14 protein-coding genes are annotated in these 16,024 nt (G+C 67.0%); 11 read left to right on the top strand and 3 right to left on the bottom strand.

Annotation, left to right across the window (positions count from 1 at the left end):
- Positions 1-42 precede the first annotated feature (42 nt).
- From metC to Q0V34_RS08915, 6 genes are all read left to right on the top strand, one after another.
- Positions 43-1,203: a cystathionine beta-lyase gene (gene metC, locus Q0V34_RS08940; RefSeq protein WP_062100090.1), complete on the top strand. Its 1,161-nt coding sequence runs from the start codon at positions 43-45 to the stop codon at positions 1,201-1,203.
- 21 nt (positions 1,204-1,224) lie between these two features.
- Positions 1,225-2,268, top strand: coding sequence for an amino acid ABC transporter substrate-binding protein (locus tag Q0V34_RS08935; RefSeq protein ID WP_062100091.1), 1,044 nt, complete (start codon positions 1,225-1,227; stop codon positions 2,266-2,268).
- A gap of 8 nt (positions 2,269-2,276) precedes the next feature.
- Positions 2,277-3,404 (top strand): ABC transporter permease subunit, encoded by a 1,128-nt coding sequence (locus Q0V34_RS08930; protein ID WP_062100092.1) that lies wholly within the window; start codon positions 2,277-2,279, stop codon positions 3,402-3,404.
- On the top strand, positions 3,401-4,519 hold the full coding sequence (locus tag Q0V34_RS08925) for an amino acid ABC transporter permease (protein WP_062100093.1): 1,119 nt from the start codon (positions 3,401-3,403) through the stop codon (positions 4,517-4,519). The genes Q0V34_RS08930 and Q0V34_RS08925 overlap by 4 nt, the downstream gene beginning before the upstream one ends.
- Positions 4,516-5,259, top strand: a complete 744-nt coding sequence (locus Q0V34_RS08920; RefSeq protein WP_066680041.1) for an amino acid ABC transporter ATP-binding protein — start codon at positions 4,516-4,518, stop codon at positions 5,257-5,259. Before Q0V34_RS08925 ends, Q0V34_RS08920 begins: the two co-directional genes overlap by 4 nt.
- A gap of 67 nt (positions 5,260-5,326) precedes the next feature.
- Positions 5,327-5,788, top strand: coding sequence for a RidA family protein (locus Q0V34_RS08915; protein ID WP_062100095.1), 462 nt, complete (start codon positions 5,327-5,329; stop codon positions 5,786-5,788).
- A 9-nt stretch (positions 5,789-5,797) separates the two neighbouring features.
- Here the strand turns inward: Q0V34_RS08915 and Q0V34_RS08910 are convergent, their stop codons facing one another.
- The 3 genes from Q0V34_RS08910 to Q0V34_RS08900 all read right to left on the bottom strand — a co-directional run bounded on the left by Q0V34_RS08910 (position 5,798) and on the right by Q0V34_RS08900 (position 9,214).
- Positions 5,798-6,727, bottom strand: coding sequence for a hypothetical protein (locus tag Q0V34_RS08910; protein WP_062100096.1), 930 nt, complete (start codon positions 6,725-6,727; stop codon positions 5,798-5,800).
- A 78-nt stretch (positions 6,728-6,805) separates the two neighbouring features.
- The gene (locus Q0V34_RS08905; protein ID WP_062100097.1) at positions 6,806-7,708 is read right to left on the bottom strand and encodes a LysR substrate-binding domain-containing protein; all 903 of its coding nucleotides are present in this window, start codon (positions 7,706-7,708) and stop codon (positions 6,806-6,808) included.
- Positions 7,709-7,777: 69 nt separating this feature from the next.
- On the bottom strand, positions 7,778-9,214 hold the full coding sequence (locus Q0V34_RS08900) for a M20/M25/M40 family metallo-hydrolase (protein WP_168193665.1): 1,437 nt from the start codon (positions 9,212-9,214) through the stop codon (positions 7,778-7,780).
- A 513-nt stretch (positions 9,215-9,727) separates the two neighbouring features.
- Between Q0V34_RS08900 and Q0V34_RS08895 the strand changes: the two genes are divergently transcribed.
- The 5 genes from Q0V34_RS08895 to Q0V34_RS08875 all read left to right on the top strand — a co-directional run bounded on the left by Q0V34_RS08895 (position 9,728) and on the right by Q0V34_RS08875 (position 16,021).
- Entirely contained in the window at positions 9,728-12,289 is a 2,562-nt protein-coding gene (locus Q0V34_RS08895) for a TonB-dependent siderophore receptor (RefSeq protein WP_197426802.1), read from the top strand.
- Positions 12,290-12,336: 47 nt separating this feature from the next.
- Positions 12,337-12,909: a hypothetical protein gene (locus Q0V34_RS08890; protein WP_062100100.1), complete on the top strand. Its 573-nt coding sequence runs from the start codon at positions 12,337-12,339 to the stop codon at positions 12,907-12,909.
- Between the two features lie 259 nt (positions 12,910-13,168).
- The gene (locus tag Q0V34_RS08885) at positions 13,169-13,531 is read left to right on the top strand and encodes a hypothetical protein (RefSeq protein ID WP_062100101.1); all 363 of its coding nucleotides are present in this window, start codon (positions 13,169-13,171) and stop codon (positions 13,529-13,531) included.
- Between the two features lie 61 nt (positions 13,532-13,592).
- Complete coding sequence (locus Q0V34_RS08880) at positions 13,593-14,855, top strand: TolC family protein (protein WP_062100102.1); 1,263 nt, start codon at positions 13,593-13,595, stop codon at positions 14,853-14,855.
- Complete coding sequence (locus tag Q0V34_RS08875; protein WP_099503335.1) at positions 14,855-16,021, top strand: efflux RND transporter periplasmic adaptor subunit; 1,167 nt, start codon at positions 14,855-14,857, stop codon at positions 16,019-16,021. The genes Q0V34_RS08880 and Q0V34_RS08875 overlap by 1 nt, the downstream gene beginning before the upstream one ends.
- Positions 16,022-16,024 lie beyond the last annotated feature (3 nt).

Genomic DNA, 16,024 nt, shown 5'->3' with positions numbered 1-16,024 from the left:
GGCTGGCCCGAATGTCCGCTTCGACATCAGTCGAGGGACACCATGAAAGACCTGTCGCGCGTCGTGCACTACCCGGAAGTTTCGCACGAAGGCTACGCCAGCCTGCAGGTGCCGACCTACCGCGCCTCGACCATCGTCTTCGAAGACGCCGACGCCTATTCGAACCGAAAGTACCGGGGCCCCGACGGCTATACCTACGGACTGCACGGTACGCCGACGACCAAGACCCTCGAAGCCTATCTGACCGCGCTGGAAGGCGGCGAGCGCACGGTGATCGTGCCCTCGGGCCAGGCCGGGGCGACCATCGTCTTCCTCACCGTGCTGTTGCCGGGCGACAAGGTGCTGATCCCCGACACCGCCTATCCGCCAGTGCGCGGCTTCTGCGTGAACTATCTGAAGCCGCGCGGCATCGACCATGAGGTCTATGACCCGATGATCGGGGCGGGGATCGCCGACCTGATCGACGATCGGACCAAGCTCGTCTGGATCGAGTCCCCCGGCTCGACGACTATGGAATTTCAGGACGTGCCGGCGATCATCGCCGCGGCCCACGCCAAGGGCGCGCTGGTCGGTTGCGACAACACCTGGGCCACGCCCTTGCTGTTCAAGCCGCTGGTCCATGGCGCGGATTTCTCGATGGAAGCCCTGACCAAGTATGTCGGCGGTCACTCGGACCTGCTGCTGGGCTCGATCAGCGTCCGCGACGTCGAGCTATTCAAGGCGCTGAAGGCCACGACCCGGATGATCGGCATCGGCGTCTCGCCCGACGAGGTGCAGCTGGCCATCCGTGGCCTGCAGACCATGGGTGTGCGCCTGGCCCATGTCGGCAAGGTCGGCACGGACCTGGCCCATAAGATCGTCGGCCTGCCCGGCGTGGAGCGCGTGCTGCATCCGGCCTTGCCCGAGTGCCCCGGCCGAGAGTTCTGGGAACGCGACTTTGCCGGGGCCAGCGGCCTCTTTGCCGTGGTGCTGAAGCCGGGTGTCGACGACAAGCTCGGCCCGGCTCTGACCGCGCTCAAGACCTTCACCATCGGCGCCTCCTGGGGCGGCGTTCGCAGCCTGATCGTACCGATGGACATCCGTCCAGACCGGGTGGCCGTGCCGTGGACGGAAGAGGGGACCATCCTGCGCATCAGCATCGGTCTGGAAGATCCTGAGGATCTGTGGGCCGACCTGGAAGGCCTGTTCGCGGCCTTGGCCTAAGGCGAGCGGAGGGGCGAGGACATGCGCGCACTGGTCTCGATGGTTCTGGCGGCGGGGGTCCTTTGTGGACTCGCGGCCTGCGCAGAGAAGCCCAAGGACAAGTCCGGCGGTGGCGGGGCGACCCTCGCGGCCGTCCGCAAGCGCGGCTACGTGATCTGCGGCGCCAGCCCGCTGACCGTCGGCTTCGGCATGCCCGACAAGAAGGGCTATTGGCGAGGCCTCGATGTCGATACCTGCCGCGCGGTCGCGGCCGCCGCCCTGGGCGACAAGGACAAGGTCCGCTTCGTGCCCCTGACCGGCCAGCAGCGCCTGACCGCCTTGCAGAGCGGTGAGATCGACGTCCTGCCCCGGACCACGACCTGGACGCTGTCGCGCGACGGCAACGGCGTGAACTTCGCTTTTCCCAATTACTACGACTATGTCGGACTACTGGTGCCCAAGTCGGCAAAGGTCGGGAACGTGAAAGACCTCGCCGGTGCGTCTGTGTGCGTCCAGACCGGTTCGACGACCGAGGTGACCTTCACCGACGTCTCGCGGCAGTATGGCCTTGGCCTGCACGCCGTGGTGTTCGACAGCGTCCAGGCCACGCGCCAAGCCTTCTTCAGCGGCCGCTGCGACGCCCTGATCACCGACGCCTCGGCCCTGGCCTCGGTGCGCGCCACCCAGGCGGCCAATCCCGACGACTACGTGATCATCCCGGCCAATGACGAGGTCGCGCCGCTGACGCCGGCTGTCCGCCACGGCGACGACCAGTGGTTCGACATCGTCAAATGGTCGTTCCAGGCCATGCTGATGGGCGAGCAGCTGGGGATCACCTCGGCCAATGCCGAAGCCATGCTGAAATCCGACAGCCCGACCGTCCGTCGCTTCCTCGGCGTCGAGAAGGGCAACGGCAAGGCGCTGGGGCTGAATGAGGCTTTCGCCTACGACGTGGTCCATCAGGTCGGCAACTATGCCGAGGTTTATGACCGCAACGTCGGCAAGGACAGCAAGCTGAAGATCGACCGTGGCCTCAACCGCCTGCAGCGCGACGGGGGGCTGATGGTCCCCCTGGCCTTCAACTGAGCGCGCCCATGTCGGGGCTCGCGCCAACCCAAGGCCGTCTTCGCGGTCTCGTCTACCAAGGCCTGGTGATCCTGGCCGTGGCCGGCGTCGCAGCCTGGCTGGTCGGCAACACACTGGCAAACCTGGCCAAGCGCGGCATCACCGTCGGCTTCGACTTCGTCACCCGCTCGGCCCGCTTCCCGATCTCCGAGGGCGTCTTGCCCTACCAGCCGTCAGACAGCTTCGCCTGGGCGTTCGCGGCCGGCCTGGCCAACACCCTGATGCTGGCCATCGTCATCGGCGCGGTCTCGACGGCGCTGGGCCTGGTCGTCGCCCTGGCGCGCCGCTCTCAGAACCCGTTGGCGCGCGGCGTCTCGACCGTCTTCGTCGAGGCGCTGCGCAACACGCCGCTCGTGGTGCAGCTCTTGTTCTGGTACGCGCTGGTCACCGTCGGACTGCCAAATGTCCACGCGGCGATGAGCCCGATCGAGGGCGTCTTCCTGACGGATCGCGGCCTCTATCTGCCGGGACTGCGGCTCTCGAGCGCGGCGCTGTTCCTGACGCTCAGCGCGGTCGTGGTGATCGCGGGCGGCGCGGCCTACGCCCAGCGCGAGATCGGCAAGCGTGGGATGATCCTCGGCGGCGCGGGGCTGGTCGCGCTCTCGCTGCTGGGTCTGGCGGTGAAGGCCGGCGTGACCGTCGAGACGCCCCGCCTGGGCCACTTCAACTACGCCGGCGGTTTTGCCCTGACGCCCGAGCTGGTCGCTCTGCTGCTGGGCCTGATCCTCTATTCGGCGGCCTTCATCGGCGAGATCATCCGGGGCGGCATCGACGCCGTGCCGATCGGGCAGTGGGAAGCGGGCAGGGCGCTGGGCCTCTCGGAGCGCCAGACCCTGCGGTTGGTCGTCATCCCTCAGGCCCTGCGCGTGATCATCCCGCCGATGACCAGCCAGTACGTCAACGTGGTCAAGAACACGACCCTGGCCCTGGTCGTCGGCTATCCGGACATTTCTTCGGTGATCGCCACCACCATCAACCAGACGGGCCAGGCCGTGGAGGGCGTCCTCGTCCTGATGGCGGTGTTCCTGACCCTTAGCCTCTCGGCCTCGCTGTTCATGAACTGGTACAACCGCCGCATCGCGCTGGTGCAACGATGAGCACGCAAGCCGTCCCACCCAGCGTCGCCCAGGTCTTCCTGCGCACCGAGACGCTGACCGCCGAGCCGCCGCCGCCCCGGGCGCGCCTCGATCTGGTCAAGGCGCTGTTTGGCGACCTGGCCACGAGTCTCGCCACCCTGCTGATCGCCGCCCTGGTGATCCTGGCCCTGCCCAAGCTGCTGTCTTGGGGCGTGATCAATGCCGTCTGGAGCGGCGAGGGCGCGGCCTGTACCGGCGTCGGGGCCTGCTGGGCCTTTCTGCGTGACAAGCATCCGCAGATCCTGTTCGGCATCTATCCGCCGGAAGAGCAGTGGCGATCGATGCTGGTCGTGGCGATCTTCCTGGGCCTTTCGCTTTGGAGCCTGCCGCCCCGCCACTGGACGCGTGTCACCCTCGCGGCCTGGGGCGTGGGCACGGCGGCCGTGCTGGTGCTGATGGGCGGAGGCGTCTTCGGCCTGGAGGAGGTCTCGACCTCCGACTGGGGCGGCTTGCCGATCACCCTGTTGCTAACCGTCAGTTCGTTGGGCCTGGGTTTTCCGCTGGCCGTAGTCCTGGCACTGGCGCGCCAGTCGGATCTGCCAGTGCCGCGCATGATCGCCGTGGCCCTGATCGAGATCGTCCGCGGCCTGCCGCTGCTTAGCATCCTCTATGTGGCCGCGATCATGCTGCCGATCATGCTCCCCGACGGCGTGACGATCGACAAGCTGCTGCGAGCCCTGGAGGCGCTGACGGTGTTTTCCGCGGCCTATTTGGCCGAGGTGTTGCGCGGCGGCCTGCAGACCATCCCGCCCGGACAGGCCGAGGCGGCCCGCGCCTTGGGCCTGACGTGGTTCCAGACCACGCGGCTGGTCGTCCTGCCCCAAGCCATCGCCAAGGTGATCCCGCCGCTGACCAACACCGTGGTTGTGATCGTCAAGAACACCAGCCTCGTCCTGGTCGTGGGTCTGTTCGACCTGCTCAGCTCCGGCCGCGCGGCCCTGGCCGACCCGGCCTGGCCTGGTCCCTATGCCGAGACCTACCTCTTCATCGCCCTGATCTATTTCGCGATCTGCTTTTCGGTGTCGCGCTACGCGGCCTGGCTGGAGCGTCGCGCCGCCTTCGGAGTCCGCCGATGACCGATACCCCTGCCGCCGTCGAGCTGTCCGGCGTCCACAAGTGGTACGGCGACTACCACGCCCTGCGCGATGTCACGCTCAGCGTGGCCAGCGGCGAGAAGATCGTGGTCTGCGGACCCTCGGGCTCCGGCAAGTCGACCATGATCCGTTGCGTCAATCGCCTGGAGGCCCATCATCGCGGCCACATCCGGGTGGGGGGCGTCGAGCTGACCGGCGATCCCAAGACCATCGACGCTACGCGGCGCGAGGTCGGCATGGTGTTCCAGAGCTTCAACCTCTTCCCGCACCTGACGATCCTGGAGAACTGCACCCTGGCCCAGACCTGGGCCAAGAAGGTGCCGCAGAAAGTCGCCCAGGAGACGGCCATGCGCTACCTCGAGCGCGTGCGCATCCCCGAGCAGGCCGGCAAGTATCCGGGCCAGCTGTCGGGTGGCCAGCAGCAGCGCGTGGCCATCGCCCGGTCGCTGTGCATGGACCCGAAGGTCATGCTGTTCGACGAGCCGACCTCGGCCTTGGACGCCGAGATGGTCAAGGAGGTGCTCGACATCATGGTCGAGCTGGCCGCCGAGGGCATGACCATGATCTGCGTCACCCACGAGATGGGCTTTGCCCGCCAGGCCGCCGATCGGGTGGTGTTCATGGACGCCGGCCAAATCCTGGAGGTCGCGCCGCCGGGCGAATTCTTCGCCGCCCCGCGCCATGAGCGCACCCGCCAGTTCCTGGCCCAGGTGCTGCACTAACCTTCACCCTTTTCGCCAGCTGAAGTTTGACCGCCGCGCGCTTCGCGCCGGCGCAAGGAGCCTATCCATGCCCAAGATCGATCAACGCCTCGCACAGCTGGGCATCGTGCTGCCGGCCCTAACCCCGCCGGTAGCCAACTACGTGCCGTCGGTCCGCTCGGGCAATATCGTCCATATCTCCGGCCAGCTCTCGCTGGACGTTGGTGGCGGCATCAAGGGCGTGGTCGGCGAGGCCGTCGACATCGACCAGGCCGTGGCGGCCGCGCGGCTCTGCGGGATCAACCTGATCGCCCAATTCAAGGCGGCCTGCGAGGGCGACCTCGATCGGCTGGTCCGCGTGATCAAGCTGGGCGGCTTCGTGCAGGCCGGTCCCGGCTTCCACGACATCCCCAAGGTCATCAACGGCTGCTCGGACCTGATGGTCGAAGTCTTCGGCGACGTCGGCCGTCACGCCCGCTCTGCCGTCGGCGTCTACCAGCTACCCTTGGGCTTCGCCGTCGAGGTCGACGCCATTATTGAGGTCGCGTGACGAGTCAGATCAGCGCTTCTCAATCTGAATCTCGCCGTACCAGCCGCCGGTGGCGATTGTGAGCTTGCCACCGACGCCGGCGTCGCCGGCTCCGAGCACGTGCTCGATCAGGCGCTCTTGCACCTTGTTGGTCCCCCAGTCCGCCGGATCGGGCTGGGGCGGCGCCGGAGCCTTTGATGTCGGCTTGGCATTGAGGTCTCCATCGAGATCAAAGTCGGCGAACATCGACCCGTCTCCGAAGGCGTCGGCCGCCTTGCTCCAGCCGCTCAGCCCGCCGATCAGCTCTGCGTCGGCATAGGCGCGCTTCGACACCTCCGGCGACCCGATCGCCGCCAGTTCCCCGTCCTTGATCAAGTGGAAATCGAATTCGACCCGCGAGCCCGTACTCCAGCCCAAATGCCGAGGGACCGCCTTGTGGGCCACGTAGCGCCGGGTTTGGAGTTCTTTGCCGAACAGCAGGAACTCGCAGTCGGGGAAGGCGCGGTTAAGGGCCCACTCCGTGGATTTCGCCTCCGCCACCTGCCGGAACTCGTGGATCAGTTCCCAGGGTTCTAGCTTGGGCAATTCGTCATTGTCGAAGTTGTAGCTGTCGTCATAGGACCTTGACCGGTCGAAGTGTTCGTCAAAGGTCGGGACGCCATTCTCGCCTCTCGACAGGCGAAGGTTTCCGCAAACTTGGCTGCGAAATCCGTCAAGGATCTCGCTCACCAAGGCGTGGGTGCCGGCATAGGCGATGTGCCAGGTCGGCCCCGTGTACTCGGAGAAGTGGCTGAAGCGTCCCACCGAGACGACCGGTATCTCGTAGCGCGTCGGAAACACCACGATCTTCTGGGCGCTGTCGAGGCTGGTGGTCAGTACGCCCTTTGAAGTGACTGACAGACGCCCGTCGGCGACGGCCACGAGACGGTCTGGGGACTTGGCGAGCAGGCAACTGGTCATCGGCGAGGCCTTGATATTTCGGGAGAGGGGCGCCGTCGACGGGGGCTTCCACGGCGATGAAGCCTTGAGGCTGGCGATCTAGGAGCCGGTCGATTTGACGATGCCGGCCCGGGCCTTCAGCAGTTCGGCCACGAAGGCGTTCACGTGGCGGGCCCGCTGGGCGTCCGGCCGGAACAGCAGGTACGACCGGAACAGCACCTCGGGCTCGAATGGGCGGAAGATCACGCCGCGTTCGGAGAAGCCGTGGGCCGAGCACGGGTTGATGAGGCCAACGCCGGCGCCTTCCAACACCAGGGCGCAGACGGTCGAGGAGCTGGGCGTCTCCACCACGATCTCGGGGTGGACCTCGGCGGCTTCGAGGATCTTGGCTAGGCGTCCGCGCGCTCGGTCCTCCGGCGCGAGAGCAATGAACGGAACGCCCTGAAGATGTTCGGGCCGAATGACCGGTTCCTGGGCGAGGGGATGGCCTGGCGGCATGGCGCACAGGGCGCGGAAGTTGCCGAATACCCGATGGTCGACGCCCGAGAGATCGACCTCGTCGGCGGCCAATCCCACGTCGAACTGCTGGTGGACCACCAGGTCGCGCACCGCCGTCGAGGACGGGGTCTGGAGGGTGATGGCGATCTTGGGATGCTTGGCGCGGAACGAGGCGATGGCGCGCGGCACCAGGGCCGAGCCCAGCGCGGCATGGCTGGCGATCCGCAAGGAGCCGGATCCGAAGTCGCGAATCTGGGCGGCCGAGGCGCGCAGACGGTCCAGACCCACGAAGCTGGTGTTGACGTCCCGAAAGAACAGCTGCCCCTCCGGCGTCGGCACGAGCCGTCCGCGGACGCGATCATAGAGGTTGAAGCCCAGCGAGGCCTCCAGATCGGAGAGGGCGCGGCTGACCGCCGGCTGGGTGATCTGCAGCAGCTCGGCGGCGCGCGAGGCCGAGCCGCTGATCATCACCGCGCGGAAAACCTCAAGATGTCGAAAGTTCATGCCGCCCCACGCCTCCAGACGAGAACCATAAGGTTTGCGCATGGATTGCGGCAAGTTCGACTGTAGCGTCTATGGCTTCGCGGCCGTCGCCGCCGCTGGAGCGGTCGTCACCCGCTTGAGAATGCCGAAAACAAAGGCCTCCCCCTGGCGCAGGTCCGCGATCCCGGCGCGTTCGTCATCGCCATGGATGCGGCTGGCGCTGTCAGGATCGGCGGGGAGGGCTCCAATCCCGTAGACGGGCACGCCCCGTTCGCGCCAAGGCGTGGCGTCGGTGCTGGCGACCAGCAAGGTCGGCAGTACGGAGACACCGGGCCAGGTCGCCTGGGCGCTGTCTTCCAAGGCCTTGAAGAGCGCCGTGTTGAGATTGGACGGGGCGATCTTCGAGCGCTTGTCGAAGTAGGCGGCGATCTCGGCCTTGGGCCGGGCGCTGATGATCTCGATCTCGACCTTGGGATTGGCGATCACCTGCTTCAGCTCGGCGATGAAGCCCTCGACGGTCTGACCAGGCAGCAGGCGCGCGTTCAGCACGGCCTCGGCGTCGCCGGGGATGACATTGGGCTTTTGGCCCGCGTTCAGCATGGTCAGGACAAGGGTGTTGCGCAGCAAGCCCTCCATCCCCCAGCCGCCAGGATCATTGGCCACGACCACGCGTGCGGCCGTGGCGCGTGCTGGAGCGTCCTTGGCCTTCAGCAGCTGGTCGATGGCCGCCGCCAAGGCCGGGCTGCTCAACCTGGCCTTCTTCTGCAGAAAGGCGCGGACCTCCGGAGACAGCTGCACGGTCGTCTCGTACGACTGAAGCCGATTCAGCGCCGTTACCAGCTGGCCATTGGCCGAGCTGGTGATGGGAATGGGGCGGGAAGAGTGGCCGGTCGGGCCGTGGGTCTTGATCTTCAGATTGAGCGTAAGCTTGTCGGCATAGGTGACCTGAAGTTCGCGGACCTTGCCATCCGGGCTTCCCACCGTGCGTCCGCCCTCGTTCAGGGTGAATTCGGCGTCGATCTTGTCCCAGTGGTTTTCAGCTAGCCAGTTGGTGTTGAACTGGCCCTGTTCCTCGTCGGCTTCGGCCAAAAAGATCACGTCGCGCGACCGGGCCGCCGGGTCCTTGGCAAGCTTCAGGACGGCCTGGGCGAACACGGCGACCGAGCCCTTGTTGTCCAGCGCGCCGCGTCCATAGATGAAGCCGTCCTTCTCGACCGCCCCGAACGGATCGACGCTCCAGCGCTCCTTCTGAACGGGGACCACGTCGGTATGGGCGGCCAGCAGCACCGGGCGCTGGCGGCCGTCGCCCTTCAGCCGGGCGATGAAATGCGCGGCCTTGCCGTTGGGCGCCAAGATGATCTCGTTGGGGATCCCGGCGGCGTCGAAGACGGTCTTCAAGTAGTCGGCGACGGCCCGCGTGTCGCCGGGCGCATTGGTGGTGTCGTAGCGGATCAGGTCCTTGAGCATGGCCGTCACATCGCTTTGCCCAGCCGGCGATCCGGCCTTGGCCGGGGCGGTCGCGAGCATCGATCCGCCCAACAGAAGAGCGAGCAGGGCAGAGCGGCGAAACGACATGAGAAACCTCGACACGGCGACTTTAGCGGTGCTGATCCTTGGCCGCTGCGCTCGGCGTGACAATGGCTCCGACTGCAAGGCTCCATACGCTGTTGTTATGGGGGCGGTCGCTCTTCGGCCTTTGGCCCACGTCTCCAGCGTGTCCAGCAACCAGGCCTAGCGGCTAGGTATTCGTCGGGCGCACAATTATCGGGCGCCGGCGCCGCAGGATCGCGTCAGGTCGCGGCAAGAAAATCGCGGGGCGACCTCGCACTGTGCTTCAGCCCCTTACTAATGTGGGCGCTGGGCGACCTATAACAGTTAGTTATGGAGTGGTGTTCCCCCGTCAATTGTCATTCTACCGTCATCCCCACACCGTCGTGAGCGACCGACGTTCACCAAGAGCGTCCAAGAAGGGGAACTCATATGGCTTCGAACGGGGGAAAGCGTCGCGCCTGGCTTTTGGCGGGCGTGGGCGTTTCGATCTTGAGCGCTGCGGCGTCGGACGCGATGGCCCAGGCCACGGCCGCCGACACCCAGGTGGAGGAGGTCGTCGTCACCGGTTCGCGCTTTGGCGGTCGCACCGCGATCAATTCGGCGACGCCGATCGACGCCATCACCAATGATGAGCTGACCCGCGGGGCGGCGCCGAACCTCCAGGACATGCTGAAGGTCGCCGTGCCCAGCTTCAGCACTCCGCGTCCCGTTGCGGCCGGCGCGCTCGACTTCATCACGCCGCCGACCATGCGCGGCCTCTCGACCGGACAGATCTTGGTCCTGGTCAATGGCAAACGTCGCCACACCTCGGCCGACCTCAACAACGGCAACCAGATCGGCCGGGGCGACGTCGCCTATGACTTCAACTCCATTCCCGCCGCCGCGATCAGCCGGATCGAAGTGCTGCGGGACGGCGCCGCCGCCCAGTATGGTTCGGACGCCATCGCCGGGGTCATGAACCTGCAGCTGGATAAGTCGATCGGCGTCACCGCCAACGGCCAAGCCGGGGTCACCTCGCAGGGCGATGGACGTGATCTGCAGGGCTCGATCGGGGCGGGCTTCGCCGTCGGCGACGGCGGCGTCATCCGCATGACCGTGCAGTACCAGGACCACGAACACTCCGACCGCGCCGCGCCCGACACCCGCCAGCAGTACTTCGGCCGCAACGCCGCCGGCGGCGCGGTGGCGCCTTCGGCCAACTTCGGGTCCGGCACTGGCTTGACGCCGTCGAGCGGCACGCTCGATCCGCGCGAAGCCACCGTCGATCGGAACATCTGGGTGTTCGGCGATCCCGAGTACACCAACACCAGCGTTTTCTTGAACGGCGAGTTGCCGATCAACGACCAGGTCACCGCCTACGGGTTCGGTGGCTTCAATCGCCTGAAGGGAACGAGCTTCAACTTCTTCCGCCGGGCCGGTCAGGATGAAACCATCCGATCCCTCTATCCAGACGGCTTCGTGCCCTTGCAGGACATCAAGCTGCAGAACAATTCGGTGAACCTGGGCCTGCGCGGCGACGACGTCCTGGGCTTCAAGTGGGACCTGTCGACGGGGCTGGGCACCAGCATCAACGACATCGGCTACAGCAATTCCAACAACGTCTCGATGGGGCTGACCACGCCGACCACCTTCTATCGGGGTGGTTCGCGGTTCCGCCAGTGGACAACCAACCTCGACCTCACCCGTCAGCTGGATCTGGGCCTTGGCTCGCCCCTGAAGCTGGCCCTGGGGGCGGAATACCGGAAAGACTACTACGACCTCGTCGCCGGGGAGCTGGCGTCCTACGCCAACGGCGGCGGCCTGATCCTGGATGGGCCCAACGCCGGCAAACCAGCCCCGGTCGGGGCCCAGCCGGGCGGCGGCATCACGCCCGCCGACGCGGCCGCGGCCAACCGCACCGCCAAGGCGCTCTATGCCGAAATCGAGAAGGACTTCGGCGACCGCTTCATGATCGATGCGGCCATTCGATACGAGGACTACTCCGACTTCGGCAGCACGACCAACTACAAGGTCGCCGGACGGTTCGAACTGTTCGAGGGCCTGGCGGTGCGCGCCTCGGCGGGGTCTGGCTTCCGGGCTCCGGCGCTGGCCCAGTCGTACTTCGGCAACACCAACATCAGCTTCGTCAACGGCCAGCCGCTGAAGATCCTGACCGTACCGGTCAACACCGCCATCGGGGCGCTGGTCGGCACCAAGCCGCTCACGCCCGAGAAGTCCGACAACATCTCGGTCGGCGCGGTGTTCCAAGGCTTTGGTCTGTCCGGCTCCGTCGACTGGTACCGGATCGCTATCGACGACCGCATCGTCATGTCGTCGAACTTCCAGAGCACGGCGCTCACCACGCTGCTGGCCTCCAAAGGCTATTCGGGGATTTCGGCCGTCGCCTTCGAAAGCAACGCGGTCGACACCACCACCACCGGGGTCGACGTGACCGTCCGGCACAAGGCGGGCCTGGGCGATTTCGGCGAGCTGACCACGACCCTGGCGGCCAACTTCAACAAGACCCGCCTCGATCGCGTGGCCGGGACGCCCGCGCCGCTCGCCGCGCTCGGCATCGCCACGCCGCTGTTTGACCTCACCCAGCAGGTGCGCACCACCGACAGCACGCCCAAGGACAAGATCACCCTGAACTTCAACTGGGAGAAGGGGCCCTGGAGCGTCAACCTGACCGGAACGCGTTATGGCCAGGTCAGCCAGGTGGGCCTAACCGGCAAGACCCAGGCCCAGGTTGCTGCACTGATCCCCGGCTACAATGTAACCGTGGTGCCCTCGGCGCCCGGCTCGGCCAATTCCGACATTATCCAGCGCTTCCGCGCCGACATCGTCGCGGACCTGGACGTGGCCTGGCGTGTCAACGACAAGCTGCGCCTGTCGGCGGGGGTCAACAACGTCTTCGATAAGTATCCTGAAAAGCAGATCGCCTCGACAGCGGCCAGCGTGGCGGCCGGAACCAACGGCTCCGACAACAACGGCATCTTCCCTTACGCCTATGTCGCGCCGTACGGCGTCAACGGCCGCACCTACTACATCAAGACCAGCTATCGCTTCTAACCCCAGCGGACGGAGAGGCGAGGGCCTCTCCGTCCTGGAGAACCCGTATGCGCGCAATCCTCCCCCCGGCCATCCTGGCGGGTCTCCTCTGGCTGGCGGCGTCCCATGGGGCATTGGCCCAGGATCATGGCGCGCATGGCCATGCCCACGCCCCCGCGACGGCGACAACCGAGCAGCCCGCAGCCTATGGCGTCAGCCGAAAGGCGATCGCCTACTTCAACACACCCAATCGCCACGGGACGGCGCTTGACCCAAAGGCCGCGACCGATGTCGGCAAGGTCCGGCTGGACCTGGACGCCGAGGCCGACGTCATGGTCAGCTTCACCAGCGGTCTGGCCGCCGAAACCGGGGCGGGGTGTCCTTGTTCGGTCCGCGCGCTGTTGCGGGTCAACGACCAGGCGCCGGTTATCGTCAAGCGGGTCAATGTCGGGGCGCCCAGCGTCCAGACCGTCGATCGCTACGAGCACGACCGTCAGCCGGCCGATGGGTCCTTCGTCTTCACCCTGCCCAAGGGGCGGCACGATATCGCCCTGGTCATGCAGCCGGTGGACGGCGCGGGCACGGATCTCGAAGCCTACTACGTCAACCTGCAGGCCGTGCCCTATCCGACGGGGCGTTAGGTCGAGTTTCTGGATGCGGCATCTTGGCGCGTCGTGGCGAAGTTCTGGGGCGGGGATGTTAGGTATTGCCTAGCTTTTCTCAGTGTTCGCTGCGGCGCATCAAGTCGTCACTCAGTGTAATTGTATAACATGTAATCATATAACGCATTTCAATCTCGGCTAAGCAGAGGTATGCCAGCTCAGGATGGTTGGACTCGCACTCCATGGCTGGCAAGTCGGCGGAAACGCCGCAAAGCGGCGCTCGCGCCGTGGCCAGCCCGTGCGTTTCACCTTCGGTAAGGCCGTGGCGCTCTTCGTCACCGTCGTCTTCCTGATGGGCATCGTCATTTGCGGCCCGGCCGAACACGCGGCTCTGGAAACCGAGACGTCCGTGGCCTCCCAGGTCATGGCGTCGAACGTCCAGGCCCCGGCCGTGATCAAGGTCGCGGGCGACCAAAAGGTCCCTGTCAAGAAGACCCTCGCGGCCTGTACGGGCCATTGCTCGGCCCACAGCATCAGCCTGCCGGTGTCGTTCGCGCCCCAGACGGTCGCGTTCGAGGACCGTGCCGCCTGGCAGCCCGTGCAGGACCAGGGCCTGCTGATCGAGCGCCCCGTCCTTCTGGATCGTCCGCCTAGAGCCTGACGCGACCCTTCCGCCCATCGCGGCGGACCGTCTGCGTCTCAATCTCTAGGAACACATCTTCATGACTCTCATCATGCGTGGGCGGCTGCGTTTCGCGGCCGTGAGCGCGGCCGCGATCGTAGGCGCGTTGGCGTCCGCGACCGGCGCGGCCGCCGATCCGGCGCCGCCGTTCAAGGACCTGCTTACTCAAGCGCAGGCCAATGCGCCCAGGCTCGCCGAAGCGGCGGCCGGCGTTCGTCAAGCGGAAGGTCTGGCCCGCCAGGCCGGCGCCCGCCCCAATCCGACTGCCGGGGTGACCGTCGAGAACTTCAGCGGCAAGGGGATCTACAGCGGTACGAACAATGCCGAGACGACCTTCCAGCTGAGCCAGCCGCTCGAAGTCGGGGGCAAGCGCGACGCGCGGGTCGCCGCCGGTCGCGCCGCTCTCGATGCGGCGCGGGCGCGCCTGGTTCAGTCCAAGGCTGATTTCGCCTTCGCCCTGGCCGACGCCTACGCCCTGGCCGAGGCGGCCGAACGTCGTGTCGCCCTGGCTGACGAAGCCGTGACCCTGTCCGACGAGACGCTGCGCGCCTCGCGGGTCATGGTCGACGCCGGCAAGGAAGCCGAGCTACGCACCCTGCAGGCTCAAGCGGCCTTGACCGCCGCGCGGGCCTCCCGAGAAGAGGCTCGGGCCGAACGGACCGGCGCCTTCTCGCGGCTGACAGCCCTCGTCGGGTCGGCAACGCCCTTCACCTCGCTGAGCGACAGCCTGCTGACCAGCCCCAAGGTCACGAGCCAGCCCGGCGACATCGATGCGCTGTCGACCCCGGCGGTCGTAGCGGCGGAAGCCGACCGTGAAGCCGCCGCCCGGCGGGTGCGGATCGAACGAACCCGCGCGGTGCCGGACGTCACGGTATCGGCTGGCATTCGCCGCTTTAGCGGCGACGACTCCACGGCCCTGGTCGCTGGCGTCTCGCTGCCCATCCCGGTCTTCGACCAGAACCGCGGCAACATCACCGCCGCTCAGGGCGAGCTGCAGGCGGCCGAGGCCCGGCTTAACGCTGCCCGCTTCGACGCCGAGGCCGACATCCGCACGGCCCGGTTCCAGCTCGGCGCCGCCCAATCGCGGGCCAACGCGGCGAGCGAAGGCGAAACCAGTGCGGCCGAAGCCTTCCGTCTTACCCGCATCGCCTACGAGTCCGGCAAGGCCCCCCTGGTCGAGCTGATCAATGCGCGCCGGTCTCTGGCCGAAGCGCGCGACCAAACCATCCAGGCCCAGCTGGCGCGCGTCCGCGCCGAGGCCGACCTGGCGCGCCTGCAAGGCCGCCTCTTCGGAGACCGTTGATGCCCAAGTCCAATTCCTCGAACCGGCAGTTGTTGCTGGGCGGCGCGGCCGTCGTGGTCGTCGCCATCGCCGCCTTCTCGGTCGGAAAGATGTCCGGCGGCAAACCCGCCGAGACACCGGCGACCGAAAAGCCCGCGGCAGCCGCGGAAGCGGCCGGACCGCAAAACCTGGCCATGGGTCCCGAGCGTATCACCGCCTCGGGCGTCCAGCTGCAGACGGTCAACACTGGCGGCCTGGCCGCCGAGGTCGTCGCTCAGGCCACCGTCGAAGCCGAACCGGGCGGTGAGGCGGCCCTGACCGCCCGCGCCGCCGGCTCGATCACCCGCATCACCAAGCGCCTCGGCGACCCCGTGCGGGCCGGCGAGACCCTGGCCCTGGTCTCCAGCCGCGAGGCCGCCCAGATCTCGGCCGACCGCAGCGTCGCCTCGGCCAAGGCCGACCTGGCCCGCAAGAACCTGGCCCGTGAGAAGCGTCTCTTCGAACAGAAGGTCAGCCCGCGCCAGGACTATGAGACCGCCCAGGCCGAAGTGGCCGTGGCCGAGGCCGAGGCCCGTCGCGCCGCGACCGCGGCCGGCGCCTCGGCGGTATCGGGTGGCTATGTCGCCGTCATCAGCCCGATCAACGGCCGCGTGACCGCCATGACCGCCAGCCTGGGCGCCTTCGTCGCGCCGGAGACCGAACTCTTCCGCATCTCCGACCCGGCCAAGATCCAGGTCAACGCCTCGGTTACCGCCGTCGACGCCCGGCGCATTCAGCCCGGCGACCAGGCCATCGTCGAGACGACCGGCGGCGAAACCCGCACCGCCGTCGTCCGCTCCGTGACGCCAGGCGTGAACGAGGAAACCCGCAGCGCCACGGTCGTCCTGACCCTGACGGGCGGGGCAGGGCAGTTGCAGCCGGGCCAGCTGGTCCGCGCCCGCATCACCTCGCGCCAATCGACCTCGAGCGGGATCGTCGTGTCCGAAGAGGCCGTCCAGACGGTCAACGGCAACGACGTGGTGTTCGTGCGGACAAAGGAGGGCTTCCGTGTCCAGCACGTGCTGGCCGGTCAGCGCAGCGGCGGACGTGTCGTCATCGTCGATGGTCTGAAAGGCGGCGAGACCCTGGCGGTCAAGAACGCCTTCTTGCTCAAGGCCGAACTCGGCAAGAGCTCGGAAGAAGACTGACCC

Source organism: uncultured Caulobacter sp., from assembly GCF_947036865.1.
Classification (GTDB): Bacteria; Pseudomonadota; Alphaproteobacteria; order Caulobacterales; family Caulobacteraceae; genus Caulobacter.
The sequence above is the reverse complement of the archived record's forward strand: the minus strand, read 5'-3'. Positions and strand labels throughout refer to the sequence as shown.

Coding starts and splice junctions, on each gene's coding strand:
- metC (WP_062100090.1), top strand. CDS start 43: ATGAAAGACCTGTCGCGCGTCGTGCACTACCCGGAAGTTTCGCACGAA.
- Q0V34_RS08935 (WP_062100091.1), top strand. CDS start 1,225: ATGCGCGCACTGGTCTCGATGGTTCTGGCGGCGGGGGTCCTTTGTGGA.
- Q0V34_RS08930 (WP_062100092.1), top strand. CDS start 2,277: ATGTCGGGGCTCGCGCCAACCCAAGGCCGTCTTCGCGGTCTCGTCTAC.
- Q0V34_RS08925 (WP_062100093.1), top strand. CDS start 3,401: ATGAGCACGCAAGCCGTCCCACCCAGCGTCGCCCAGGTCTTCCTGCGC.
- Q0V34_RS08920 (WP_066680041.1), top strand. CDS start 4,516: ATGACCGATACCCCTGCCGCCGTCGAGCTGTCCGGCGTCCACAAGTGG.
- Q0V34_RS08915 (WP_062100095.1), top strand. CDS start 5,327: ATGCCCAAGATCGATCAACGCCTCGCACAGCTGGGCATCGTGCTGCCG.
- Q0V34_RS08910 (WP_062100096.1), bottom strand. CDS start 6,727: ATGACCAGTTGCCTGCTCGCCAAGTCCCCAGACCGTCTCGTGGCCGTC.
- Q0V34_RS08905 (WP_062100097.1), bottom strand. CDS start 7,708: ATGAACTTTCGACATCTTGAGGTTTTCCGCGCGGTGATGATCAGCGGC.
- Q0V34_RS08900 (WP_168193665.1), bottom strand. CDS start 9,214: ATGCTCGCGACCGCCCCGGCCAAGGCCGGATCGCCGGCTGGGCAAAGC.
- Q0V34_RS08890 (WP_062100100.1), top strand. CDS start 12,337: ATGCGCGCAATCCTCCCCCCGGCCATCCTGGCGGGTCTCCTCTGGCTG.
- Q0V34_RS08880 (WP_062100102.1), top strand. CDS start 13,593: ATGACTCTCATCATGCGTGGGCGGCTGCGTTTCGCGGCCGTGAGCGCG.
- Q0V34_RS08875 (WP_099503335.1), top strand. CDS start 14,855: ATGCCCAAGTCCAATTCCTCGAACCGGCAGTTGTTGCTGGGCGGCGCG.